This window comes from Lacrimispora sp. (assembly GCF_046972725.1).
GTDB lineage: Bacteria > Bacillota > Clostridia > Lachnospirales > Lachnospiraceae > Lacrimispora.
In genome coordinates this window covers 1,607,303-1,626,098 of record NZ_JBKVXF010000001.1, presented here as the reverse complement: position 1 = coordinate 1,626,098, position 18,796 = coordinate 1,607,303, and the positions used below count along the sequence as shown (strand labels likewise).

Below are 18,796 nucleotides of genomic sequence, written 5' to 3'. Positions count from 1 at the left end.
TTCTACTATCATGCATTACAGGGGGTAACACAATGTACCAAAATCCAATTTTATATGCAGATTATTCTGATCCGGATGTCATCCGGGTGGGAGAAGACTATTATATGGTGGCTTCTTCCTTTACCTATTTACCGGGGGTTCCGCTTCTTCATTCCAGGGATCTGGTTCACTGGGAGATCATCAATTACTGCGTGGGGTCTCTTCCGTTTGAAAAGTATGACCGTCCTTCCCATGGCTCCGGCACATGGGCGCCTTCCATTCGTTACCATGAGGGAACCTTTTATGTGTTTGTTCCGCTTCCCGATGAAGGGATTTTCGTTGCCGCAGGCAAGGACCCTTACGGTGAATTTAAGCTTCATTGCCTGCATGAGGCATTGGGCTATATCGATCCGTGTCCGTTCTGGGATGATGACGGAAAGGCGTACATGGTATTTGCCTATGCCAACAGCCGCAGCGGCATCAAGCATCGTCTGGATCTGGTGGAAATGGAGCCGGACTGCACAAAACTTCTTGGGGAACCGGTGACCATTTTTGACGGGGAACAATTAGGGCCGACCACAGAAGGGCCGAAGCTGTACAGCTATCAGGGGCATTATTACATCCTGATGCCCTCAGGGGGCGTGGCAACGGGCTGGCAGTCCGTTCTGCGTTCAGATTCCATAAAAGGGCCTTATGAATACCGCATCATCATGCATCAGGGAAACACGGAGGTCAACGGGCCTCATCAGGGCGGCTGGGTTACCTCAGTGGATGGCAGACACTGGTTTGTTCATTTTCAGGATGTGGGCGAACTTGGAAGAATCACACACCTTCAGCCCATGTGCTTTAACAACGGCTGGCCGTTCATCGGCACCGAGCAGAACGGAGACGGAATCGGAGAGCCGGTCAGGGAGTGGCGGCTTCCTGCGGAGGGACAGCCGGAATATCAGATTCCCCAGTCCGATGAATTTGATGGAGAGAAGCTGGGACTTCAGTGGCAATGGCAGGCCAATCCGCAGGATTTCTTCTATTCCATCAAGGGTCATGCAGGACTTCGGCTGTTCTGCCTGTCCAATAAAACGAGAGAGAATACCCTGTGGTATGCACCAAATGCCCTGACTCAGATTCCGCAGCATTCTGCATTTTCTGTAGTTGTAAAGGTCCGGCTTGAGGGAAAAGAAACCGGAGATATGGCCTCCATTGGTATGATCGGCCACAAGTATGCATATCTTGGCATTCAAAAGACGGAATGGGGCCATGAGCTTTCTCTCTATACCGGAGATGTGACTGTCAAAACCTATGAAGGCGAGGCAAAGGAGATTCTAAGCGCAGCCTGCCCGCACATTGGCGATACGGTTTATTTAAAGTTTGAAGTATTTGAAAATAAAACATACCGGTTTGCATGGTCGGATGACGGAATCCGTTATACCCCCATAGGCGGAGCCAATCCTCTTCACAGGGCGACCTGGACCGGAGCAAAGCTGTGTCTGTGGAGTGCAAACAAAAACAACTGTTTATCAGAAGGGTACGGAGAATATGAATTTATACACATCGAAGACAGAAGCAACGGCGAAACGCGCTTTTGAGGCAGCCGGGAACGGAGAGGAAGCACTGGTAAAGCATTTGATTGACCACTCCTTCAATGTTGAGGATTGTGATGAGGAAGGGAACAGCCTCCTTCATTATGCGGTAAAAGGAAAGAATCGGGACCTGGCTGCATTTCTTGTGGAACGATGCGGCCTTGATCCCACCTGGTCCAATCAGAACATGGTGACACCCTATGATCTGGCAAAAGGGACACCTGTGGAGGAGTATTTTAAAACTGTCTGCGGGTTTGGGTCAGAGGAGTGTTACCGCAATCCGGTACAGAGGGGAATGCACCCGGACCCCAGCATCCTGCGGGTAGGGGACGATTACTATATGGTCAACTCCAGCTTTATTTACTTTCCGGGGATTCCCATTTCCCATTCAAAGGATCTGGTTCACTGGAAGGTCATCGGATATGCGGTGACGGACCCTGGCTGGTCAGAAGAAAACCTGGGAAAGCTGCAGGGCGGAAGAGGATTCTGGGCACCGGATATCAGTTATCATAACGGACGGTTTTATATCTGTGCCACATTGAGGCAGAACGATGACGCTCCTTATATTCAGACCCAGATGGTCACCAGTTCTTTATTTCCACAGGGGCCTTATGAGACGCCTGTGATCCATAACGTACTTGGAATCGATCCCTCCATTTTTACCGATGATGATGGGAAACGGTATATGCTGATCAACCGGGGAGCCAGAATTATGGAGATTTCAGAAGATGGAAAGAAAATACTCTCCGAGCCGTCACTTCTCTGGTACGGTCATTCCGGCCATGCACCGGAAGGCCCTCATCTTATTAAGAAGGACGGGTATTATTACTGTTTTCTTGCAGAGGGAGGAACCGGTAAGGGGCATATGATTACAGTCGCACGTTCCAGGACCTTATTCGGGCCTTACGAACCATGTCCTTTTAATCCCATCCTGCATCAAAAGGATGAAATGGCAGTGCTCCAGTGCTGCGGTCATGGAAAGCCGGTCCAGACTCCCGACGGCCGGTGGTTCATCGTTTATCTTTGCTCCCGCTTTCTTGACGGGAAGTGGGGGATGCTTGGAAGAGAGACCTGTCTTGACGAAATCACATGGACTGCCGATGGCTGGCCGGTCATTCATCAGGGAAAAGGACCTTCTTCTATGGCACCTCTGCCATTTCCCTCAAAACCGGAGGACGGCACAGGAAGCCTGGAACGTGAGGTATGGCTGACTCCAAGAACCAGGGATAACGAACGGATTCGGGAAGAAGCAGACGGTACCATCTGGATTCGGGGGGATAACAAGGACTTATGTGACAAAGCGTGCAGAAGCCTTTTGGTCAAATGCCAGCCCGATTTTCAGTTTGACGCAGAATTTGTCATGGATATTCCTGAGGAAGAAAAGGAGGAATTCACCTCAGATGCAGGAGTGACCCTTTACTACGATGAAAATACTTACATAAAGTTTGGTGTAACAAAGAATGAGGTGTTTGTATCAGAATACATCGACAACACCTATGTCAGAACAGAAAAAAAGCCCTTTGTTTTCCAGGGACCGGTGACGTTCCGGGTGGAAACCGACGGACTGAAAAGAACCTTTTTATTAAATAACCGCTTCCTGTGGCAATGGACGGATGTGACTTCCATCTGTTCCGAAGGCCTTGTAAAAGGCAAACGCTTTACAGGTGCGATGTATGGAGTGTACGTAAATGGCAGCAATCTATTACGCTGGAGACAGCACAGTTAAATTCAATAAGATATCCACGTATCCCCAGACTGGGATTTCCCAGGCCATGCTCTGGTATTTAAAAGATTCTGTGGAAATGAAAAGTTATGCCCAAAATGGCCGCAGTACCAAATCTTTTATAGAGGAAGGACTTCTTGCCCTTATAGAAAAGGAAATAAAAAAAGGAGATTTTCTTTTCATTCAATTCGGTCATAACGATGAAAAACCAGATTCCAAACGTCATACAGACCCGGATACCACATTTCCGGAAAATCTGCTGCGTTTTATTGAAGTGGCAAGAGCCAAAGGGGCATATCCGCTACTGATTACTCCTATAGCCAGAAGACTTTTTGATGAACAGGGAACCTTTTTGCCCGGTAGCCATGGGGCTTATCCGGAGGCAATGAAAAGAACCGGACAGCAGGCCCGGGTTCCTGTCATTGATCTGACGGCTGTTACGGAGAACTATCTTTCTGCCATCGGTGATCTGGCTTCAAAGGCTTATTTTATGTGGCCCAAAGACAATACCCATTTAAAACCGGAGGGAGCAGTCCTTATGGCAGGTTTTCTCTGTGAGGGGCTGAAAAAGCTTGGTGCACCTTATTCCGATCTTCTGGAAGAGGGGATTCTTATAAAAGAAAACGAAGGGCTTGATGTATCTTAAGGGGTGAGTCATGGACAAATATGAGGAGATCGAGCGCAGCTTTGTAAACTGTTATAAAAAGTACGGAAATCGTTCGGTCATGGTACTTTTGGGGTTTTATAAAGGGCAGTACCACAAGTTTTTAATATCTACGTTCTTTTTTGTAGTAAAACATGCGCCCAGCCTTTTCTCTGCCCTGCTGATTGCCAATGTGATCAATGGAGCCTTAGAGGGCGGAGATGGGGGAAAACAGACCATATATTTAAATGTCGCCATATGGTTTGGACTGCTGGTGATTCATCTTCCGGCCAACTGGCTCCATAATAAATACAAAAGCAAGGTGATCCGTAAGACGGAAGCGGGCCTTCGGGGGGCTCTGGTGCGCAAGCTCCAGGAGCTTTCCATTCCTTATCATACGGAAGTCCAGTCGGGGCGTTTGCAGTCCAAAATCATAAGGGATGTGGAGGCGGTGGAAACGCTTTCCTCCCAGCTTTTTGTCAATGCCATGAACATTATGATGAATCTGGTTATTACCTTGTCCATTACAGCGGTGAAAAACAGAACGGTTCTGCTGTTCTTCCTTCTGGTGGCACCGGTGACCTCCATCATCGTGGTGGTCTTCCGGAAAAAGATCCACAGAGAGAACCGGGCATTCCGCCGGGAAATGGAAGAAACCAGCGCAAAGGTCATGGAGATGGTAGAACTGGTTCCGGTAGCAAGGGCCCATGCGCTGGAACAAATCGAAGTGGAGAAAATCAAAGAGCAGCTGGAAGAAACGGCAGACAAGGGATACCGGCTGGATATGATCCAGTCTCACTTTGGTGCAGTCAGCTGGTGTATCTTCCAGGTATTCCAGGTGCTCTGTCTGGGATTTTCCGGTATTATGGCCTTAAACGGATTGATTAAGATCGGTGATGTGACCTTTTACCAGTCCAGCTTTACTACGGTAGTAAATCAGTTTTCTGCTCTGATCAACCTTCTTCCCATTCTGACAAAGGGCCTGGAATCCGTTTCTTCCATTGGAGAAGTTCTCATATCCGATGATGTGGAACACAACGAAGGAAAGGCGGAGATGAAGGAATTAAAGGGCAGTTATTCCTTTCGCAATGTAGGGTTTTCCTATAAAGGTTCTGATGAACAGGTTCTTGATGGGTTTGATTTGGAGGTAAAGGCCGGAGAGACCATTGCTTTGGTAGGGGAGTCCGGTTCCGGGAAGACGACGGTCCTTAACATGATCATCGGCTTTATCACACCGTCAGACGGGAGACTGTCCATTGACGGCATGGAGGTGAGTGATATTAATTTGAGAAGTTACCGCAGGTTTATTTCCGTAGTTCCACAGACTCCGGTTCTGTTTACGGGAACGGTTCGGGAAAATATTGTTTACGGTATGGAACAGGTGTCGGAAGAGGAACTTTCCCATGCAGTGGAAGCCGCCAACTTAAAATCCGTCATTGCCAGGCTTCCCAAAGGCTTAGATACGATGATCGGAGAGCATGGTGCCAATCTAAGCGGCGGACAGAGGCAGAGAATCTCCATTGCACGGGCGATTATTAGAAATCCCCGGGTCATCATACTGGACGAAGCGACCTCTGCTCTGGATACGATTTCGGAAAAGGAGATTCAGGATGCTCTGGACCGCCTGATCCGGGGAAGAACGACCTTTATCGTTGCTCACAGGCTTTCCACTGTCCGAGGAGCGGACCGGATCGTGGTTTTGGATAAGGGAAAGATCCGGGAAGAAGGAAGTTATCAGGAGCTGATGGATTTAAAAGGCGAATTTTACGAGATGGAACGGCTGCAGATGGCTTTGAGATAAAAGAAACGAAAAGACAAGGGCGCTATACTTATGGTGTAGTATGCCCTTGTTTAAATTCGTTCTGTATTTTATTATAACAGTTTGTTATAATAAATTGATAATAAAAGGCAGAAATAATTGACAGGGGGATCAATGATACAATTAAAAAAGGTAGATTCCGGTAATATTTGGGAAATAATTAAGTTATCTGTGAATCATGATCAAATGGATTTTGTGGCAACAAATACAAGGAGTATTTTAGAAGCATATACAACGATCACATCGGGGCGGGTTGCATTACCATTTGGTATTTACAACGGAGACACGCCCATTGGTTTTGTTATGTTTGGATTTGATACAGACGGTGACGCTGAGGAACCGGATATTGCAGTTGGAAACTACTGTATCTGGCGGTTTATGATTGATAAGACGTATCAGGGACAGGGCCTGGGGAAAAAGGCGTTACAGGCAGCCATAGAATATCTGAAAAGTAAGCCCTGCGGATGGGCCAAATATTGCTGGCTTTCTTATGAACCTGAAAATACAGGGGCCAAAAAACTTTATGAATCAATGGGATTTCTGGAAAACGGAGAAATGTGCGGAGAAGAAATTGTAGCTGTTCTGCCGCTTTTTGATTGAGATAAAATTTTTAGTGAAATATAAGCAGAAACGAGGAAAGATATGAACGGACAAAACAGAAATGATGTTAAAATTGGTGCAGCAGTAAAAATCGTATGTAAGGCTGACCAGAGAACCGGAAAACTGACAGAGGGTATCGTTGGAAAGATACTCACCAACAGCAGCTTTCATCCCCATGGAATCAAAGTGATGCTGACGGATGGACAGGTGGGAAGGGTTCAGGAGATATTGTAAGTATCTGAGAGGCTCTGATGTCTTTTGGAGAAAAAAGTAAATAGGGAGGAAAACTTTGAAGATAACAATCATACATGGTCAAAGCCATAAAGGCTCAACGTACCACATCGCACACATGCTTGCGGAAAAGATGAAAGGCGAAGTGGCTGAATTTTTTCTTCCAAAAGATTTCGATGAATTTTGTACCGGCTGTAATACCTGTTTTATGAGGAGTGAACTCAAATGTCCTCACTATGAGAAGTTAAGTCCAATTACAAATGCAATGGATGAAGCAGATGTTCTTATATTGGCAAGTCCGGTCTATGTTTACCATGCAACGGGTTCTATGAAAGCATTCCTAGATCATTACGGTTACCAATGGATGGTGCACCGTCCGAAGGCAGTAATGTTTAAAAAGCAGGCAGTATGCATATCGACTGCGGCAGGCGGGGGAATGAAATCCACGAATAAAGACATGGCAGACAGTATGTTCTTTTGGGGAGTGGGGAAAATATACAAATATGGAGTTGGTGTACGGGCAGTTTCCTATGACCACGTATCCGAGAGAATAAAAAAGAAAATAGAAAAGAAAACCTCATCCCTTGCAAAGCAAATAAATCGAAGGAATGGTAACATGACTCCTGGGCTAAAAACCAGGCTATTCTTTTATATAATGAGAATGACAATGAAAAAGGGCTGGAATCAAACCGATGCAGATTATTGGAGAGAAAAAGGGTGGACAGGGAAGAAGCGGCCCTGGTAAACTTCCATTGAAAAGACCAGCCCTTACGATTGTCATAATATCTTAAGAATTAGAGTGTATAAAAAGAGTTTACTTATAAATAGAATCAGTGTATAATCATATCTTACATACGTAGTATTTCGACATTGAAAAACTGAGGGGGAATTATCAGCAGATAACCCCTGTTTTTCATCAGTTAAATACTACAAACGTAAGATTAAAGGAGAACCACGGTGCGTAAACATAGATTATTTAAAGAGAGAAACTTTCCGGATGATTTTTTTCTGGACCGGATTCCGAGACTGGCTGTTTTAGGCTTGTTCTTTGGATTCCTTTTTGCTGTACTCATATTCCGCCTGTACCGTCTTCAGATTTTGGAAGGCGCCACCAATCAGGAAGCATTTATGAGCTCTATTGTAAAAACACAAAGACTTTCCGGCAGCAGGGGAAACATTTATGACCGGAACGGAAAATTACTTGCATCCAACCGGTTGTCCTACGATATTACACTGGAAGACTCCATGAATTATAAAACCACAAAGGAACGGCAGAGATCTTTAAACGGGATCGCATACCGCCTGATTCAGATGGTTCACGAAGAGGACAAATTAAATGTGACACTTCCGATTAAAGTAGATGAAGACGGGAACTATGAATTTACTGCAGAGGGGTGGAAGCTCAGCCGTTTTATTGCGGATTTTTACGGAAAAGCTGACGTTTCAGAGCTGACGGAAGAAGAAAAAGCGGAGACTGCAGATGATCTCATGAAAAAAATGACCGGAAACAAAAAGTTCATGATCGATCAGATGTATTCCAAAGAAGAACAGGAGAAGTACGGGCTTCCCCAGTCCCTTACGCCTAAGGAGATTTTGCAGATTGCCAATATCCGTTATGGTCTTTCCTTAAATTCATACCGCAAATATCTGCCCTATCTGGTGGCCTCCGATGTATCCGATGAAACGATGGCAGCCGTGCTTGAGAACAAGTCGTCACTGCCGGGGTCTGACATCCAGGAGAGCAGCATCAGGACCTATGAAGGAGGAGAAAGTTTATCTTCCATATTAGGGTATACCGGCGGCATATCCGCAGATGAACTGGAGTCTGCCAACCAGGGAGCAGCCATATACACCAACCAGTCCGTCATAGGAAAAAGCGGTATAGAAAAATCTATGGAGAACTGGCTGAGGGGAGAGGATGGGACGGAACAGTTCTACACGGATGTAGTGGGGAACAAGAAGACGGAGCCGGTCATTACAAAGGCGCCCCAGACCGGAAAGGATGTTTACTTAACCATCGATAAGGATTTACAGGATGCGGTCTATCAGATGCTGGAACAGCAGATCGCCGGAATTCTTCTTGCCAATATGGTGGACAGCAAGAAGTCCGAGATGCCCAAGGCAGAAACCGCCGCACAGATCCGCATTTCCTCTGATGAAGTCTATTTTGCCCTGCTGAAGAATCATGTGATTGACACGGAAAGATTAAAGGACGATAAGGCAACAGACCTGGAAAAATCAGTCTATGCAAGCTTTTCCGGTAAGAAAGAGAGTGTATTTTCCCAGCTGGCGGCCTCCTTTGAAGCATCGGGCACTGCGTATGACAATTTAAGCAGTGAGATGAAGGAATATTTGGATTATCTGGTGAACGAGACGAGAAAAAGCAAACTGATTGCTTCGGATGCCGGTACTCCCGACTGGAAAAATAAAAGCTTCCGGCAATACTTGACGGACTGCATTGCCAACGGAATGGTTGATCTAAGCCAGATTGAAATCAGTGAAACCTATGTGGCTATTGAAGAAGAGGAGCTTCTGGTAGAAGAGAAGCTTTTGGCAGACCTAAAAGAAAACCGGGATTTTGATTTAAAGATTTATGAAGCAATGATAGGCGAAGGCTCCTTAAGCGGAGAGACCATTGAAAATCTTCTCTATGAGCAGGGAATCTTATCAAATGATGATCCGGACCGTGCTCTTTTACAGAGCGGACAGTTAAGCGCCTGGGCATTTATGCAGAAAAAGATAAAGAATCTGGAGATCACTCCGGCTCAGCTGGCATTGAACCCCTGTTCCGGCTCAGCAGTCATCGTAAATCCACAGGATGGGGAAGTGCTGGCATGCGTAAGCTATCCGGGATATGACAATAACCGGCTGGCCAATCAGATGGATGCAGATTATTACAACCGGCTGTTCAATGATCTGTCTCTTCCTTTATTTAACCGGGCCACCAGCCAGCTGACGGCTCCTGGTTCCACCTTTAAACCGGTTACGGTCATCGCCGGGCTGAATGAAGGTGTCATACAGACGGACACCAGTGTAATATGTACCGGTTCCTTTGATAAAGTGGAACCGGCGCTGCGGTGCTGGAAGAGGACCGGACACGGCCTTATCACTTCCCCGGCAGATGCCCTTAAAAATTCCTGTAACGTTTATCTGTCTGAGATTACCTACCGCCTGGGTACGGAAGCGGATGGGACATTTTCTGAAGCAAGCGGGTTAAAGAAGCTTCAAAAATATGCAGATTTGCTGGATCTTAATAAAAAGACAGGAATTGAAATCGGAGAGGCAGAGCCTCATGTGACCGATCAGTTTGCGATTCCTTCCTCCATTGGACAGGGAACTCATAACTATACCACCACCCAGCTTGCCAGATATACGTCAACACTGGCAAACCACGGAAAAAGCTATGATCTGTCTCTGGTCAGCAAGATCACAGATTCTGACGGCACAGTGCTGAAATCCTTTCAGCCTGTGTTGGATAGCACGGCCCAGCTTCCGGATTATGTCTGGGCGGAAGTTGCAAAGGGCATGAATGAACTGGCTACCTCAAACGCCACATTAAAGGATTTAAAAATCAGTGCGGCGGGAAAAACCGGAACCGCAGAGGAAGCAAAGAATAAGCCGAATCATGGACTTTTTATCGGGTATGCCCCTTTTGAGAATCCCCAGATCGCAGTTACGGTTCGGATCGCCAACGGCTACAGTTCCGGAAATGTAGTAGGAGTGGGAAAAGGAATATTTGATTACTATTTCCAGTTGAAGGATCCGGCGGCAATTATTACAAACACCGCTTCCAACGTATCCAACAATCTGCGGACCGATTAACAGGAGGGAACCATGAATCGTAGAAAAAAGAGATTTCTGTTTCGTACCCTGATTTTCCTGCTGATACTGCTTGCAGGGCTGGCTGGAGCATTCCTGTTCTTTCAAATCAGGGAACGGCTTGCAGCAACAAGAGTAAAACCGGAGACTTTATTTATGAAATACATGGAAAGTCTTAATAACCGGGATTATGGGTCCATGTACGGAATGCTCTCAGAACAGAGCCGGATCAATATCAGCGAGGAAGATTTTATCGCCAGAAACAAAAACATTTACGAAGGGCTGGAGGCATCTAAGATCAAGGTACAGGTCAACAGCCAGGAGCAGGCGGATAAAACAGTTACGCTGAGCTATGATGCCGGAATGCAGACCATTGCCGGAGAAATCAATTTTAAAAATAAGGTTCAGTTCCTGAAAGAGGGAAAAAAGGGATATAAACTGGTGTGGAGTGACCGCCTGATCTTCCCGGAGCTGGACCGGAACGATAAGGTGAGGATATCTACGGACAAGGCGGTAAGAGGCAGTATCTTTGACCGGAACGGTCTGGTTCTTGCAGGAAAAGGAACGGCTTCCTCGGTAGGACTTGTACCGGGGAAAATGAACGTGGATTCTGCCGGAGATGTGGAAGCCCTGTCAGCCCTTTTGGGAATATCAGCAGATAACATACAGAAAAAGCTGTCGGCAAAATGGGTGAAGGAGGATTCTTTTGTCCCCTTAAAAAACATAAAAAAAGTGGATGAGATCAATTTAAAAGCCTCTCAGCCAAGAGAAGACAACGTAAAAAACAAAGAGTTTCAGGATCAGCTGCTTGCCATACCCGGTGTCCTCATAGCAGATACCCAGGTCCGCTTTTATCCAATGGGAGCAAGCGGTGCCCATCTGGTGGGATATGTTCAGAATGTGACCGCAGAAGATATCAAAGAGCATGAGGGAGAGGACTATTTGACCGACAGCGTGATCGGCAGAAGCGGAATGGAAGCGCTGTATGAAAAGGAACTGAAAGGAACCAATGGCCGGACCGTTTCCATCGTCGATTCCGGTGGAAATGTGAAAAAGGTTCTGGCTGCAAAGTCAAGGATCGACGGAAAGGATATTACTCTTACCATTGACAGCACGCTTCAGGACGCCATATATAATGCCTTTCAGGAGGATAAAAGCTGTACGGTGGCAATGAATCCATATACCGGAGAGATTCTTGCTCTTGTAAGTACGCCCTCTTACGATGATAATGACTTTATTCTGGGAATGTCGAACGAGACCTGGAATGCCCTGAATACCGATGAACGGAAGCCCATGTTCAACCGGTTCCGCCAAAAGTTTGCGCCGGGATCTTCCTTTAAGCCCATAACTGCGGTTCTTGGTCTTGCCACCGGTGCCATTGATCCGGGGGAAGATTACGGAAGCGGCAGCTTAAGCTGGAGAAAAGATGAAAGCTGGGGCAATTACTATGTGACGACCCTTCATGACAGCAGTCCTCTGAATCTGGAAAATGCGTTTATCTATTCCAATAACATTTATTTTGCAAAAGCCGCCTTGAAGATTGGATCCAATGATTTTATGGCTGGGCTTGATAAACTTGGATTCGGACAGCAGATACCATTTGAAATAGCCCTTGCAAAATCCCAGTATTCCAACGGGGAACGGATTGAGTCAGAGGTCCAGCTTGCCGACAGCGGATATGGACAGGGACAGGTGCTGGTAAATCCTGTGCATCTTGCTTCTTTATATACCATGTTTCCCAATAAGGGGAACGTAATAAAACCGTATCTTCTGTACAAGGAAACTCCTGCCCCGGAAATATGGCTGAACAACGCCACCACCCCGGAGATTGCGGAGCTGGTCAAATCAGACCTGATAAAAGTGGTCAGTTCCGAACACGGAACCGGCCATGCCATTAGCCGCAGCGATATTACCCTGGCAGGAAAGACCGGAACTGCTGAAATCAAAGCCTCCAAAGACGACACTACGGGAACAGAGCTTGGCTGGTTCAATGTTTTCACCACGGACCCCAATCTGGAAAAGCCTATTTTGTTGGTGAGCATGGTGGAGGATGTAAAAAACCGCGGCGGGAGCGGATATGTGGTAAGAAAAGATAAGGAGATTTTAAATGCCTATTTTCCACCCGTACAATAAAGAAAGGCTGTCACAGCCGGGAGTTTTTCCCGCTGCGGCAGCTTTTTTTGCTATTTTTTATAAATATTCCGGTTATCAAGAATATCCAGGGTGATCTTTGCAGCGGTGCTTCCGTTGGCAGAAGTCTGATCCTGAATATTGGTTGCGAATATATAGGTTTCTTCCGGGGATTCTACAAATCCCACAAACCATCCGTTTACATTCTGACCATCTATCTTACCGGTCCCGGTCTTTCCGTAAAGGGTGGAGCCGCCGGAAGAAGAGACAAACAGGGAATCTTTAACGGCTTTAACATTCTCCTGATCAAAGGGCAAGTCCCCCAGACAAAAGCGGGCCAGCAGTTCTACCTGTTCCACCGGTGATATCTTTAAGGAAGATTCCGCCCAGTAACGGCCCAGCCCTCCGGATAAATCGGAATTGCCATACCCGATCTTGCGGAAATATTTATTCAAAGACAATAATCCGGTCTTTTCATCAAGGGCGGTAAAATACCAGTTGACGGAATGGCTCATGGCGCTGTTTAAATTCTGGTTTCGGTTCCAGGCTTCAAACAGATAGTGGGTTCCATTCCAGCTCATGGCGGAGGAATCCGGGGCAATGACACCGCATTCAAGTGCAGTAAGAGCGCTGTATATCTTATAGGTGGAATCGGGAGAAATCCTTTTAATTCCTTCCTCCTCGTTGTAAATGGAGTATTGTCCCGAGTTTAATCCATAAAGGACAAAGCTGCCCCTTAAACCGCAGAACCAGGATTCAACATCCAGTTGATTCACCTGGCCGGCGTTGAATTCATGGTTTTCCGGGGGAGATGCCATGGCAGAAATGGCGGGCATAAGTATGACTACGAAAACTGCTGTCACGGCAAATACCATGCGGCTTTTCTGCTTACACCATCGGGTATCCATATGGAACCCTGCAATGCTTATGATCCGTTTGCGGATCTCTTTTTTTGATCCGCTGATTCCGGCAACGGAATAGGGGAAGCGGGACAGCCTTTCGGCAAAATTGATCAGGGTATTCCCGTAATCCAGATAAGTGTCCGGCGTAAGCATGGCAAGGACGGATGAATCACAGGCAATTTCCCGGTCATTTTGCATCTCATAAAAAGCCAGCCATACCACCGGATGAAACCAGTAAACGATCTGGGCGAAAGCCATCAGCCGGTTCACTAAAAGATCCTTATGCTTGCAATGGGAAAGTTCGTGAAGGAGGATATACCGGATGTCTTTTTCCGTCATTTCTGAAAGGATGTGAATGGGTACGATTATCACAGGCTTTAAAAAACCCATGGCAATGGGCGATTTCACATAGGCACTGCTGTATATGGGAATCTCCTTTTTAATGCCTGATTCCTTTAAGCAGGCTTCAAACAAAACCTGGATTTTTTTATTTTGAAGAAGAAGAGAGGAATTCTTTAACTGCTTAAGCTTATGATTCGTAAACAGGGTAATCCCTGTCATAAAAACCATACCGGCCATCCAGAGGTTTATAAAAAAGGGCGGAAAGGCAAAAGAGGTTCTCCGGCTTACAGAAACAGAAAAATCCGCAAAAAGATTACTCCGGGATACAGAAGCAGCATGTGCAGCCGTTGGAGAAACCGCCGGTGTCTGAGGCAGGAGACTGGAAAACATATGAAGGAGTGCAGTACCTGCTTTGGTGCAGATAAGGAAATATGGCAAAAATGGAACTGCCAGAGAAAACAAAAAAAGAAACCAGAGATTGTATTGAATTCTTTTGGTCAGATGAGGCCCCAAAAATTTCTTTATGCCAAGGATGCCAAGAAACAGAAAGGGAAGAGCCAGGCTGTTTAATATAAGGCGTACCATAAGAACGTGAAGCATCTTCAGTGATCCTCCCTGTGTTCGTTCAAGAGGAGCCTGCGAAGCTCTTCCAAATCTTCGGAAGTCATGTGTTCGCTGTTGATATAATTCGTAACCATGCTGGAAATCTTGCCGTTATAGAACCGGTTTAAAAAATGGTCATTGGCATTTTTTAAATATTCCTGTTCTTTTACCAGAGGCGTATATACGAAAACACGGCTCTCTTTCCGGTAAGTAATGGCCTCTTTTAATACCAGTCTCTTTAACAGGGTGTGTACGGTTTTTGGGCTCCAGTCACTTGTCCTTGAAAGTTTTTCGGTCACTTCATTGGTACTGATCGGGGCATATTTCCACAGCACTTTCATCACTTCATACTCAGCTTCGGAAATCTGCGGCAGATGTTTCATAGAGATTCTCCTATTCTTACACTTGTAATACATACATTATACAAAGGGAGAAAGCGGTATGTCAATAGTATTTACAACCATTGCCTTAGCCGTTTACGAGAGTGCAGTGTCCCGTATCCTGAGTATGATAGCTGCTAAACGGCAGAAGACTGTTTTTGAATGCTCTGCTGCGGACGGCTTCAAGAAGGGACTGGAACGCTGAGCGGTGTAAATCTGATTTCAGGAAAACCAGATCCATAGAGAAAAAAGCAAGGGGGACAGCTTCCAGCTGAGGAAAGGAGATAAGCTGGGAGATATCCCCTATGCTTGCATCTGCAAAATCGGAGGCCACTGCATTTGCGGCAGACATATGGGAAAGGCAATCCTTTTGATAGCCGTTGATGGCATTCTTTGAAAGCTTATTCTCCAGAAGGTAAGAATCCAGAAACATCCGGTAACCGCTGCCTAATTCCCTGTTTGAAAAACGGACATCCGGCCGGAGAAGATCTTTTATGGAGCAAATGTTTAACGGATTGCCCTTTTTTACATATAGGCCGCAGGATAACCTGCATACAGAAAGAACCGCCAGCTCCTTTCCCGGCATAAGATTTTTGATCTGATTGAGGCTCTGTTCTTTTTTATCAGAGTGAAAACAGGTGAGAGCCATGTGGGTCTTTTCATAATAAAGAGAGTATAAGCTGTTATATTCATTCATATAGGAATGAAGCATGGGAAGGCTTTTGGGATTGTTATCCAACTGGCTTCTAAGAAGTTCCACAACTCTGGATTCCTGGCTGCTTATAATCAGTCCGCTTGTGTTTAACAGATAATCGGTCTGCCGGATGGCAGAGGCTGCGGTAAAACGGGGAATATCGCCGGATGGAATCGCTGGCTGGCTTTTTGCAGAAGCTGCCGGGACTGTTTCAGGAGAAATCCTTAAATACTGATCAAGCTGTTCCTGGCTGATGCGTATTTGTCTTCCTATTTTTGTAGCATTTAACTCTCCTCGCTTAATTAATTCATATACAGTTGCCTTTTTTATCTTAAGCCGATCTGCGACTTCCTGTGGTGTAAATATTTTATCCATACAATAACCTCATCATCTCTCTTGTTTTTCTCCATTTATTAATAGTTATATCATATTTTTGTGTATTGTCAATGAAATGACATGCAGACAAAATACTATGCTAAATACATAAAAAATATCTGATATTTAACAAATATATTATGAATATCTCAACATTGATTTACAAATAGAATTCGTCTAAAATAAACGAAACGTAACGAAACACAACAAGACACTATTAGAATGAACAACATTTTACCATGTTATTCAAATATAATTATCAGGAGGAAACGTGATGAGACGAGGAAAGAAGTTACTAGCAATGGTGTTGACGGCATTGGCCGTGTGTCAGGCAGCGGGATGCAGTGCTGCAGCTTCAAAAAGTACGGAAGCGGCTTCAAAAGAAACCACTACATCAGGACAGGAGACAACAGCATCAAAGGAAGAGACAACAGTATCTGCGGCAGAACCGGTCGATCTTTATGTTTTTATTGCGGCCAGTTTAAAAAACACCATGGAAAGCGTAAAGGAAAACTATGAAAAGCAGCATCCAGGGGTAACGGTCATTTATAATGCGGACAGCTCCGGAACCCTGAAAACCCAGATCGAAGAAGGTGCCCGGTGTGATGTTTTCTTTTCAGCAGCCACCAAGCAGATGGATGAGTTAAAGGAAGGCGGATATGTGACGGACGGATCGGTACATAACCTTTTGGTGAATCAGGTGGTACTTATTAAGCCAAAGGGCGGAAAAACCCCGGTAACCGGATTTGACAATATTACGCAGGCAGCCAATCTGGCTCTTGCAGGAGAGGATGTGCCGGTGGGGCAGTATGCCAGAAAGATGTTTACCAATATGGGAATCCTTGATTCCGTCATGAAGATGGAAATCAATGAAGGAGCCAATGTGACTGCAGTTTTGACAGCCGTGGCAGAGGGGAGCAATGAAGTGGGGATCGTGTATGCCACTGATGCGGCCTCCATGGCGGATAAAGTAGAGATCATCGCAAAAGCTGACAAAAGCCTGATCGATCCGGCCATTTATCCGGTGGGACTTATTGAGGACAAGGAAGCCTCGGAAGAGGAAAAGAAAGCAGCAGCAGATTTTGTAGAATATCTGACCGGAGATGAAACTGTTAAAAAATTGTTTACGGATGCAGGTTTTGAAATGTATACAGAGTAAAGCGGTTGAAGAAAGGAGGTGAAGGCCTTGTCAGAGCTTATAAAAACCATAGATTTCAGTCCCCTTTTTCTTTCTCTTAAGACGGGAATTTTAGCAACCGTGCTGACCTTTTTTATGGGGATTGTGGCTGCAAGGTTTATTATGAAGCTGAATCATACGGCCAAATCCATTGTGGATGGAATCCTGACACTTCCCTTAGTTCTTCCTCCAACGGTAGCAGGTTTCTTTTTGCTTCTGATATTCAGCCTTCGCAGACCCTTTGGTTCATTTCTGTTTGAACAATATAATATCAAGATGGTGCAGACTTGGCCTGGCTGCGTAATTGCAGCATTTGTGATTGCCTTTCCTCTGATGTACCGGAATGCAAGGGCAGCATTTGAACAGGTAGATGTAACCATGATTCATGCCGGAAGAACACTGGGACTGTCCGAACGGAAAATTTTCTGGAAGATTATTGTTCCCATTGCGGCTCCGGGGCTGGCTTCAGGTACGGTGCTGGCCTTTGCAAGGGCGATTGGAGAATATGGGGCAACGACGATGCTGGCAGGCAATATTCTGGGGAAGACAAGGACTGTATCTGTAGCAATTGCGACGGAGGTGGCGGCAGGAAACTGGGAGATTGCTGGATTTTGGGTATGCGTAATCGTTATTCTGTCATTTTTTATGGTGGCGTTTATTAATCTGGTATCTGGAAAAAGCGGCAGGTATTATAACGGGTGGTGATCATATGGCATTGCAGGTAAAGATCAATAAGAAGTTTTCCGGTTTTCAATTGAATGTGGAATTTGAGACGGATGGCGGGTGTATGGGAATTCTTGGGGCATCCGGATGCGGAAAAAGTATGACGTTAAAATGCGTGGCAGGAATTGAAAAGCCGGATGAGGGCAGAATCGTGTTAAACGGCAAGGTGCTTTTTGATTCTGAAAAAAAAATCAACCTGCCGCCCAGGGAGCGCCATGTGGGATATTTATTTCAGAATTATGCATTGTTTCCCACGATGACCGTGGAAGAAAACTTAGGGATCGTGATTCCGGGAAAGACTAAAAACAAGCACTCTTTGGTGGAAGATATGTTAAGGCGGTTTCAGCTTACCGGTTTGGAAAAAAGGATTCCCTCCCAGCTTTCAGGAGGTCAGCAGCAGCGGGTGGCCCTGGCCCGCATGCTGCTATGCGCGCCGGAGGTAATACTGCTTGATGAGCCTTTTTCCGCTCTGGATGGTTTTTTAAAGGATGCCCTGCAAACCGATATGCTTGCATTTATCAGGGAATTTGGCAAAGATGTGCTGATGGTCTCCCATTCCAGAGACGAAATATATAAATTCTGTGACCATATGGTGGTGATCGCCGAGGGAAAGAGCCTGTTAAACGGAAGTACCAGGGACATCTTTAAGAAACCGGAAAAAATGGAGGCGGCGAAGCTGACCGGCTGCAAGAATATTTCCGCTATTGAACGGATCAGTGATTTTGAACTCTATGCGAAGGACTGGAAAATAAAGCTGAGAACAGAAAAAAAGATCGAAGATTCCATCGGCTACGTGGGAATCAGGGCCCATAATCTGATTCCGGCAGACCAGCCGGGGGAAAATGTAATGAAGATCCGGTTGTGGGAAGTGACGGACATGCCTTTTGAACGGCAGATCTTGTTCCAGAATGCAGAAGAGGAATCTTTAAGCAGAATCTTGATGGTTCAGGATAAAAAGGAGTGTATTCCATTATTTATACAGTTTCCTAAAAAAGAAATACTGCTTTTATCTTAATTTTATTAGTATTTATTTAAATAGATTGACAACTGATGGAAAAGTGATTATCATATGTCAA

15 protein-coding genes are annotated in these 18,796 nt (G+C 45.6%); 12 read left to right on the top strand and 3 right to left on the bottom strand.

Translation table 11 applies throughout. The features are described from left to right. The first annotated feature begins 32 nt into the window (after nucleotides 1–32). The 9 genes from ACLTWA_RS07760 to ACLTWA_RS07720 all read left to right on the top strand — a co-directional run bounded on the left by ACLTWA_RS07760 (nucleotide 33) and on the right by ACLTWA_RS07720 (nucleotide 12,527). Nucleotides 33–1,565, top strand: coding sequence for a glycoside hydrolase 43 family protein (locus ACLTWA_RS07760; protein ID WP_412327045.1), 1,533 nt, complete (start codon nucleotides 33–35; stop codon nucleotides 1,563–1,565). Continuing rightward, nucleotides 1,516–3,285: a family 43 glycosylhydrolase gene (locus ACLTWA_RS07755; protein WP_412327044.1), complete on the top strand. Its 1,770-nt coding sequence runs from the start codon at nucleotides 1,516–1,518 to the stop codon at nucleotides 3,283–3,285. Before ACLTWA_RS07760 ends, ACLTWA_RS07755 begins: the two co-directional genes overlap by 50 nt. Further along, nucleotides 3,248–3,928 (top strand): rhamnogalacturonan acetylesterase, encoded by a 681-nt coding sequence (locus ACLTWA_RS07750; protein ID WP_412327043.1) that lies wholly within the window; start codon nucleotides 3,248–3,250, stop codon nucleotides 3,926–3,928. Before ACLTWA_RS07755 ends, ACLTWA_RS07750 begins: the two co-directional genes overlap by 38 nt. Before the next feature lie 10 nt (nucleotides 3,929–3,938). Further along, the gene (locus ACLTWA_RS07745; RefSeq protein ID WP_412327042.1) at nucleotides 3,939–5,726 is read left to right on the top strand and encodes an ABC transporter ATP-binding protein; all 1,788 of its coding nucleotides are present in this window, start codon (nucleotides 3,939–3,941) and stop codon (nucleotides 5,724–5,726) included. A 132-nt stretch (nucleotides 5,727–5,858) separates the two neighbouring features. Next, a complete protein-coding gene (locus ACLTWA_RS07740; protein ID WP_412327041.1) occupies nucleotides 5,859–6,344 on the top strand; it encodes a GNAT family N-acetyltransferase in 486 nt (161 codons plus the stop codon). A gap of 42 nt (nucleotides 6,345–6,386) precedes the next feature. Beyond that, the gene (locus tag ACLTWA_RS07735; RefSeq protein ID WP_412327039.1) at nucleotides 6,387–6,578 is read left to right on the top strand and encodes a YwbE family protein; all 192 of its coding nucleotides are present in this window, start codon (nucleotides 6,387–6,389) and stop codon (nucleotides 6,576–6,578) included. A gap of 55 nt (nucleotides 6,579–6,633) precedes the next feature. Beyond that, the gene (locus ACLTWA_RS07730; RefSeq protein WP_412327038.1) at nucleotides 6,634–7,320 is read left to right on the top strand and encodes a flavodoxin family protein; all 687 of its coding nucleotides are present in this window, start codon (nucleotides 6,634–6,636) and stop codon (nucleotides 7,318–7,320) included. A 212-nt stretch (nucleotides 7,321–7,532) separates the two neighbouring features. After that, nucleotides 7,533–10,397: a penicillin-binding transpeptidase domain-containing protein gene (locus ACLTWA_RS07725; protein ID WP_412327037.1), complete on the top strand. Its 2,865-nt coding sequence runs from the start codon at nucleotides 7,533–7,535 to the stop codon at nucleotides 10,395–10,397. Between the two features lie 12 nt (nucleotides 10,398–10,409). After that, a complete protein-coding gene (locus tag ACLTWA_RS07720) occupies nucleotides 10,410–12,527 on the top strand; it encodes a penicillin-binding transpeptidase domain-containing protein (RefSeq protein WP_412327036.1) in 2,118 nt (705 codons plus the stop codon). A gap of 50 nt (nucleotides 12,528–12,577) precedes the next feature. Here the strand turns inward: ACLTWA_RS07720 and ACLTWA_RS07715 are convergent, their stop codons facing one another. From ACLTWA_RS07715 to ACLTWA_RS07705, 3 genes are all read right to left on the bottom strand, one after another. Then, the gene (locus ACLTWA_RS07715) at nucleotides 12,578–14,368 is read right to left on the bottom strand and encodes a BlaR1 family beta-lactam sensor/signal transducer (RefSeq protein ID WP_412327035.1); all 1,791 of its coding nucleotides are present in this window, start codon (nucleotides 14,366–14,368) and stop codon (nucleotides 12,578–12,580) included. A gap of 2 nt (nucleotides 14,369–14,370) precedes the next feature. Then, entirely contained in the window at nucleotides 14,371–14,754 is a 384-nt protein-coding gene (locus ACLTWA_RS07710) for a BlaI/MecI/CopY family transcriptional regulator (protein WP_412327034.1), read from the bottom strand. A gap of 85 nt (nucleotides 14,755–14,839) precedes the next feature. Next, entirely contained in the window at nucleotides 14,840–15,820 is a 981-nt protein-coding gene (locus tag ACLTWA_RS07705) for a substrate-binding domain-containing protein (protein WP_412327033.1), read from the bottom strand. Between the two features lie 274 nt (nucleotides 15,821–16,094). On the opposite strand from ACLTWA_RS07705, the gene modA reads away from it, so the two are divergent. From modA to ACLTWA_RS07690, 3 genes are read left to right on the top strand one after another with little or no spacing between them, the layout of a single operon-like run. Beyond that, nucleotides 16,095–16,979 carry a molybdate ABC transporter substrate-binding protein gene (gene modA / locus ACLTWA_RS07700; protein WP_412327032.1) on the top strand — a complete coding sequence of 295 codons (885 nt, stop codon included), beginning with the start codon at nucleotides 16,095–16,097 and terminating at the stop codon, nucleotides 16,977–16,979. A 27-nt stretch (nucleotides 16,980–17,006) separates the two neighbouring features. Continuing rightward, nucleotides 17,007–17,702, top strand: a complete 696-nt coding sequence (modB, locus tag ACLTWA_RS07695; RefSeq protein ID WP_412327031.1) for a molybdate ABC transporter permease subunit — start codon at nucleotides 17,007–17,009, stop codon at nucleotides 17,700–17,702. 4 nt (nucleotides 17,703–17,706) lie between these two features. Then, complete coding sequence (locus tag ACLTWA_RS07690) at nucleotides 17,707–18,735, top strand: sulfate/molybdate ABC transporter ATP-binding protein (protein ID WP_412327030.1); 1,029 nt, start codon at nucleotides 17,707–17,709, stop codon at nucleotides 18,733–18,735. The last annotated feature ends 61 nt before the right edge of the window (nucleotides 18,736–18,796 follow it).

What these genes read in the sequence shown, in the direction of transcription:
- ACLTWA_RS07750 (WP_412327043.1), top strand. Translation starts at nt 3,248, where the DNA reads ATGGCAGCAATCTATTACGCTGGAGACAGCACAGTTAAATTCAATAAG.
- ACLTWA_RS07705 (WP_412327033.1), bottom strand. Translation starts at nt 15,820, where the DNA reads ATGGATAAAATATTTACACCACAGGAAGTCGCAGATCGGCTTAAGATA.
- ACLTWA_RS07755 (WP_412327044.1), top strand. Translation starts at nt 1,516, where the DNA reads ATGAATTTATACACATCGAAGACAGAAGCAACGGCGAAACGCGCTTTT.
- ACLTWA_RS07735 (WP_412327039.1), top strand. Translation starts at nt 6,387, where the DNA reads ATGAACGGACAAAACAGAAATGATGTTAAAATTGGTGCAGCAGTAAAA.
- modA (WP_412327032.1), top strand. Translation starts at nt 16,095, where the DNA reads ATGAGACGAGGAAAGAAGTTACTAGCAATGGTGTTGACGGCATTGGCC.
- ACLTWA_RS07720 (WP_412327036.1), top strand. Translation starts at nt 10,410, where the DNA reads ATGAATCGTAGAAAAAAGAGATTTCTGTTTCGTACCCTGATTTTCCTG.
- ACLTWA_RS07715 (WP_412327035.1), bottom strand. Translation starts at nt 14,368, where the DNA reads ATGCTTCACGTTCTTATGGTACGCCTTATATTAAACAGCCTGGCTCTT.
- ACLTWA_RS07745 (WP_412327042.1), top strand. Translation starts at nt 3,939, where the DNA reads ATGGACAAATATGAGGAGATCGAGCGCAGCTTTGTAAACTGTTATAAA.
- ACLTWA_RS07740 (WP_412327041.1), top strand. Translation starts at nt 5,859, where the DNA reads ATGATACAATTAAAAAAGGTAGATTCCGGTAATATTTGGGAAATAATT.
- ACLTWA_RS07690 (WP_412327030.1), top strand. Translation starts at nt 17,707, where the DNA reads ATGGCATTGCAGGTAAAGATCAATAAGAAGTTTTCCGGTTTTCAATTG.
- ACLTWA_RS07710 (WP_412327034.1), bottom strand. Translation starts at nt 14,754, where the DNA reads ATGAAACATCTGCCGCAGATTTCCGAAGCTGAGTATGAAGTGATGAAA.
- ACLTWA_RS07760 (WP_412327045.1), top strand. Translation starts at nt 33, where the DNA reads ATGTACCAAAATCCAATTTTATATGCAGATTATTCTGATCCGGATGTC.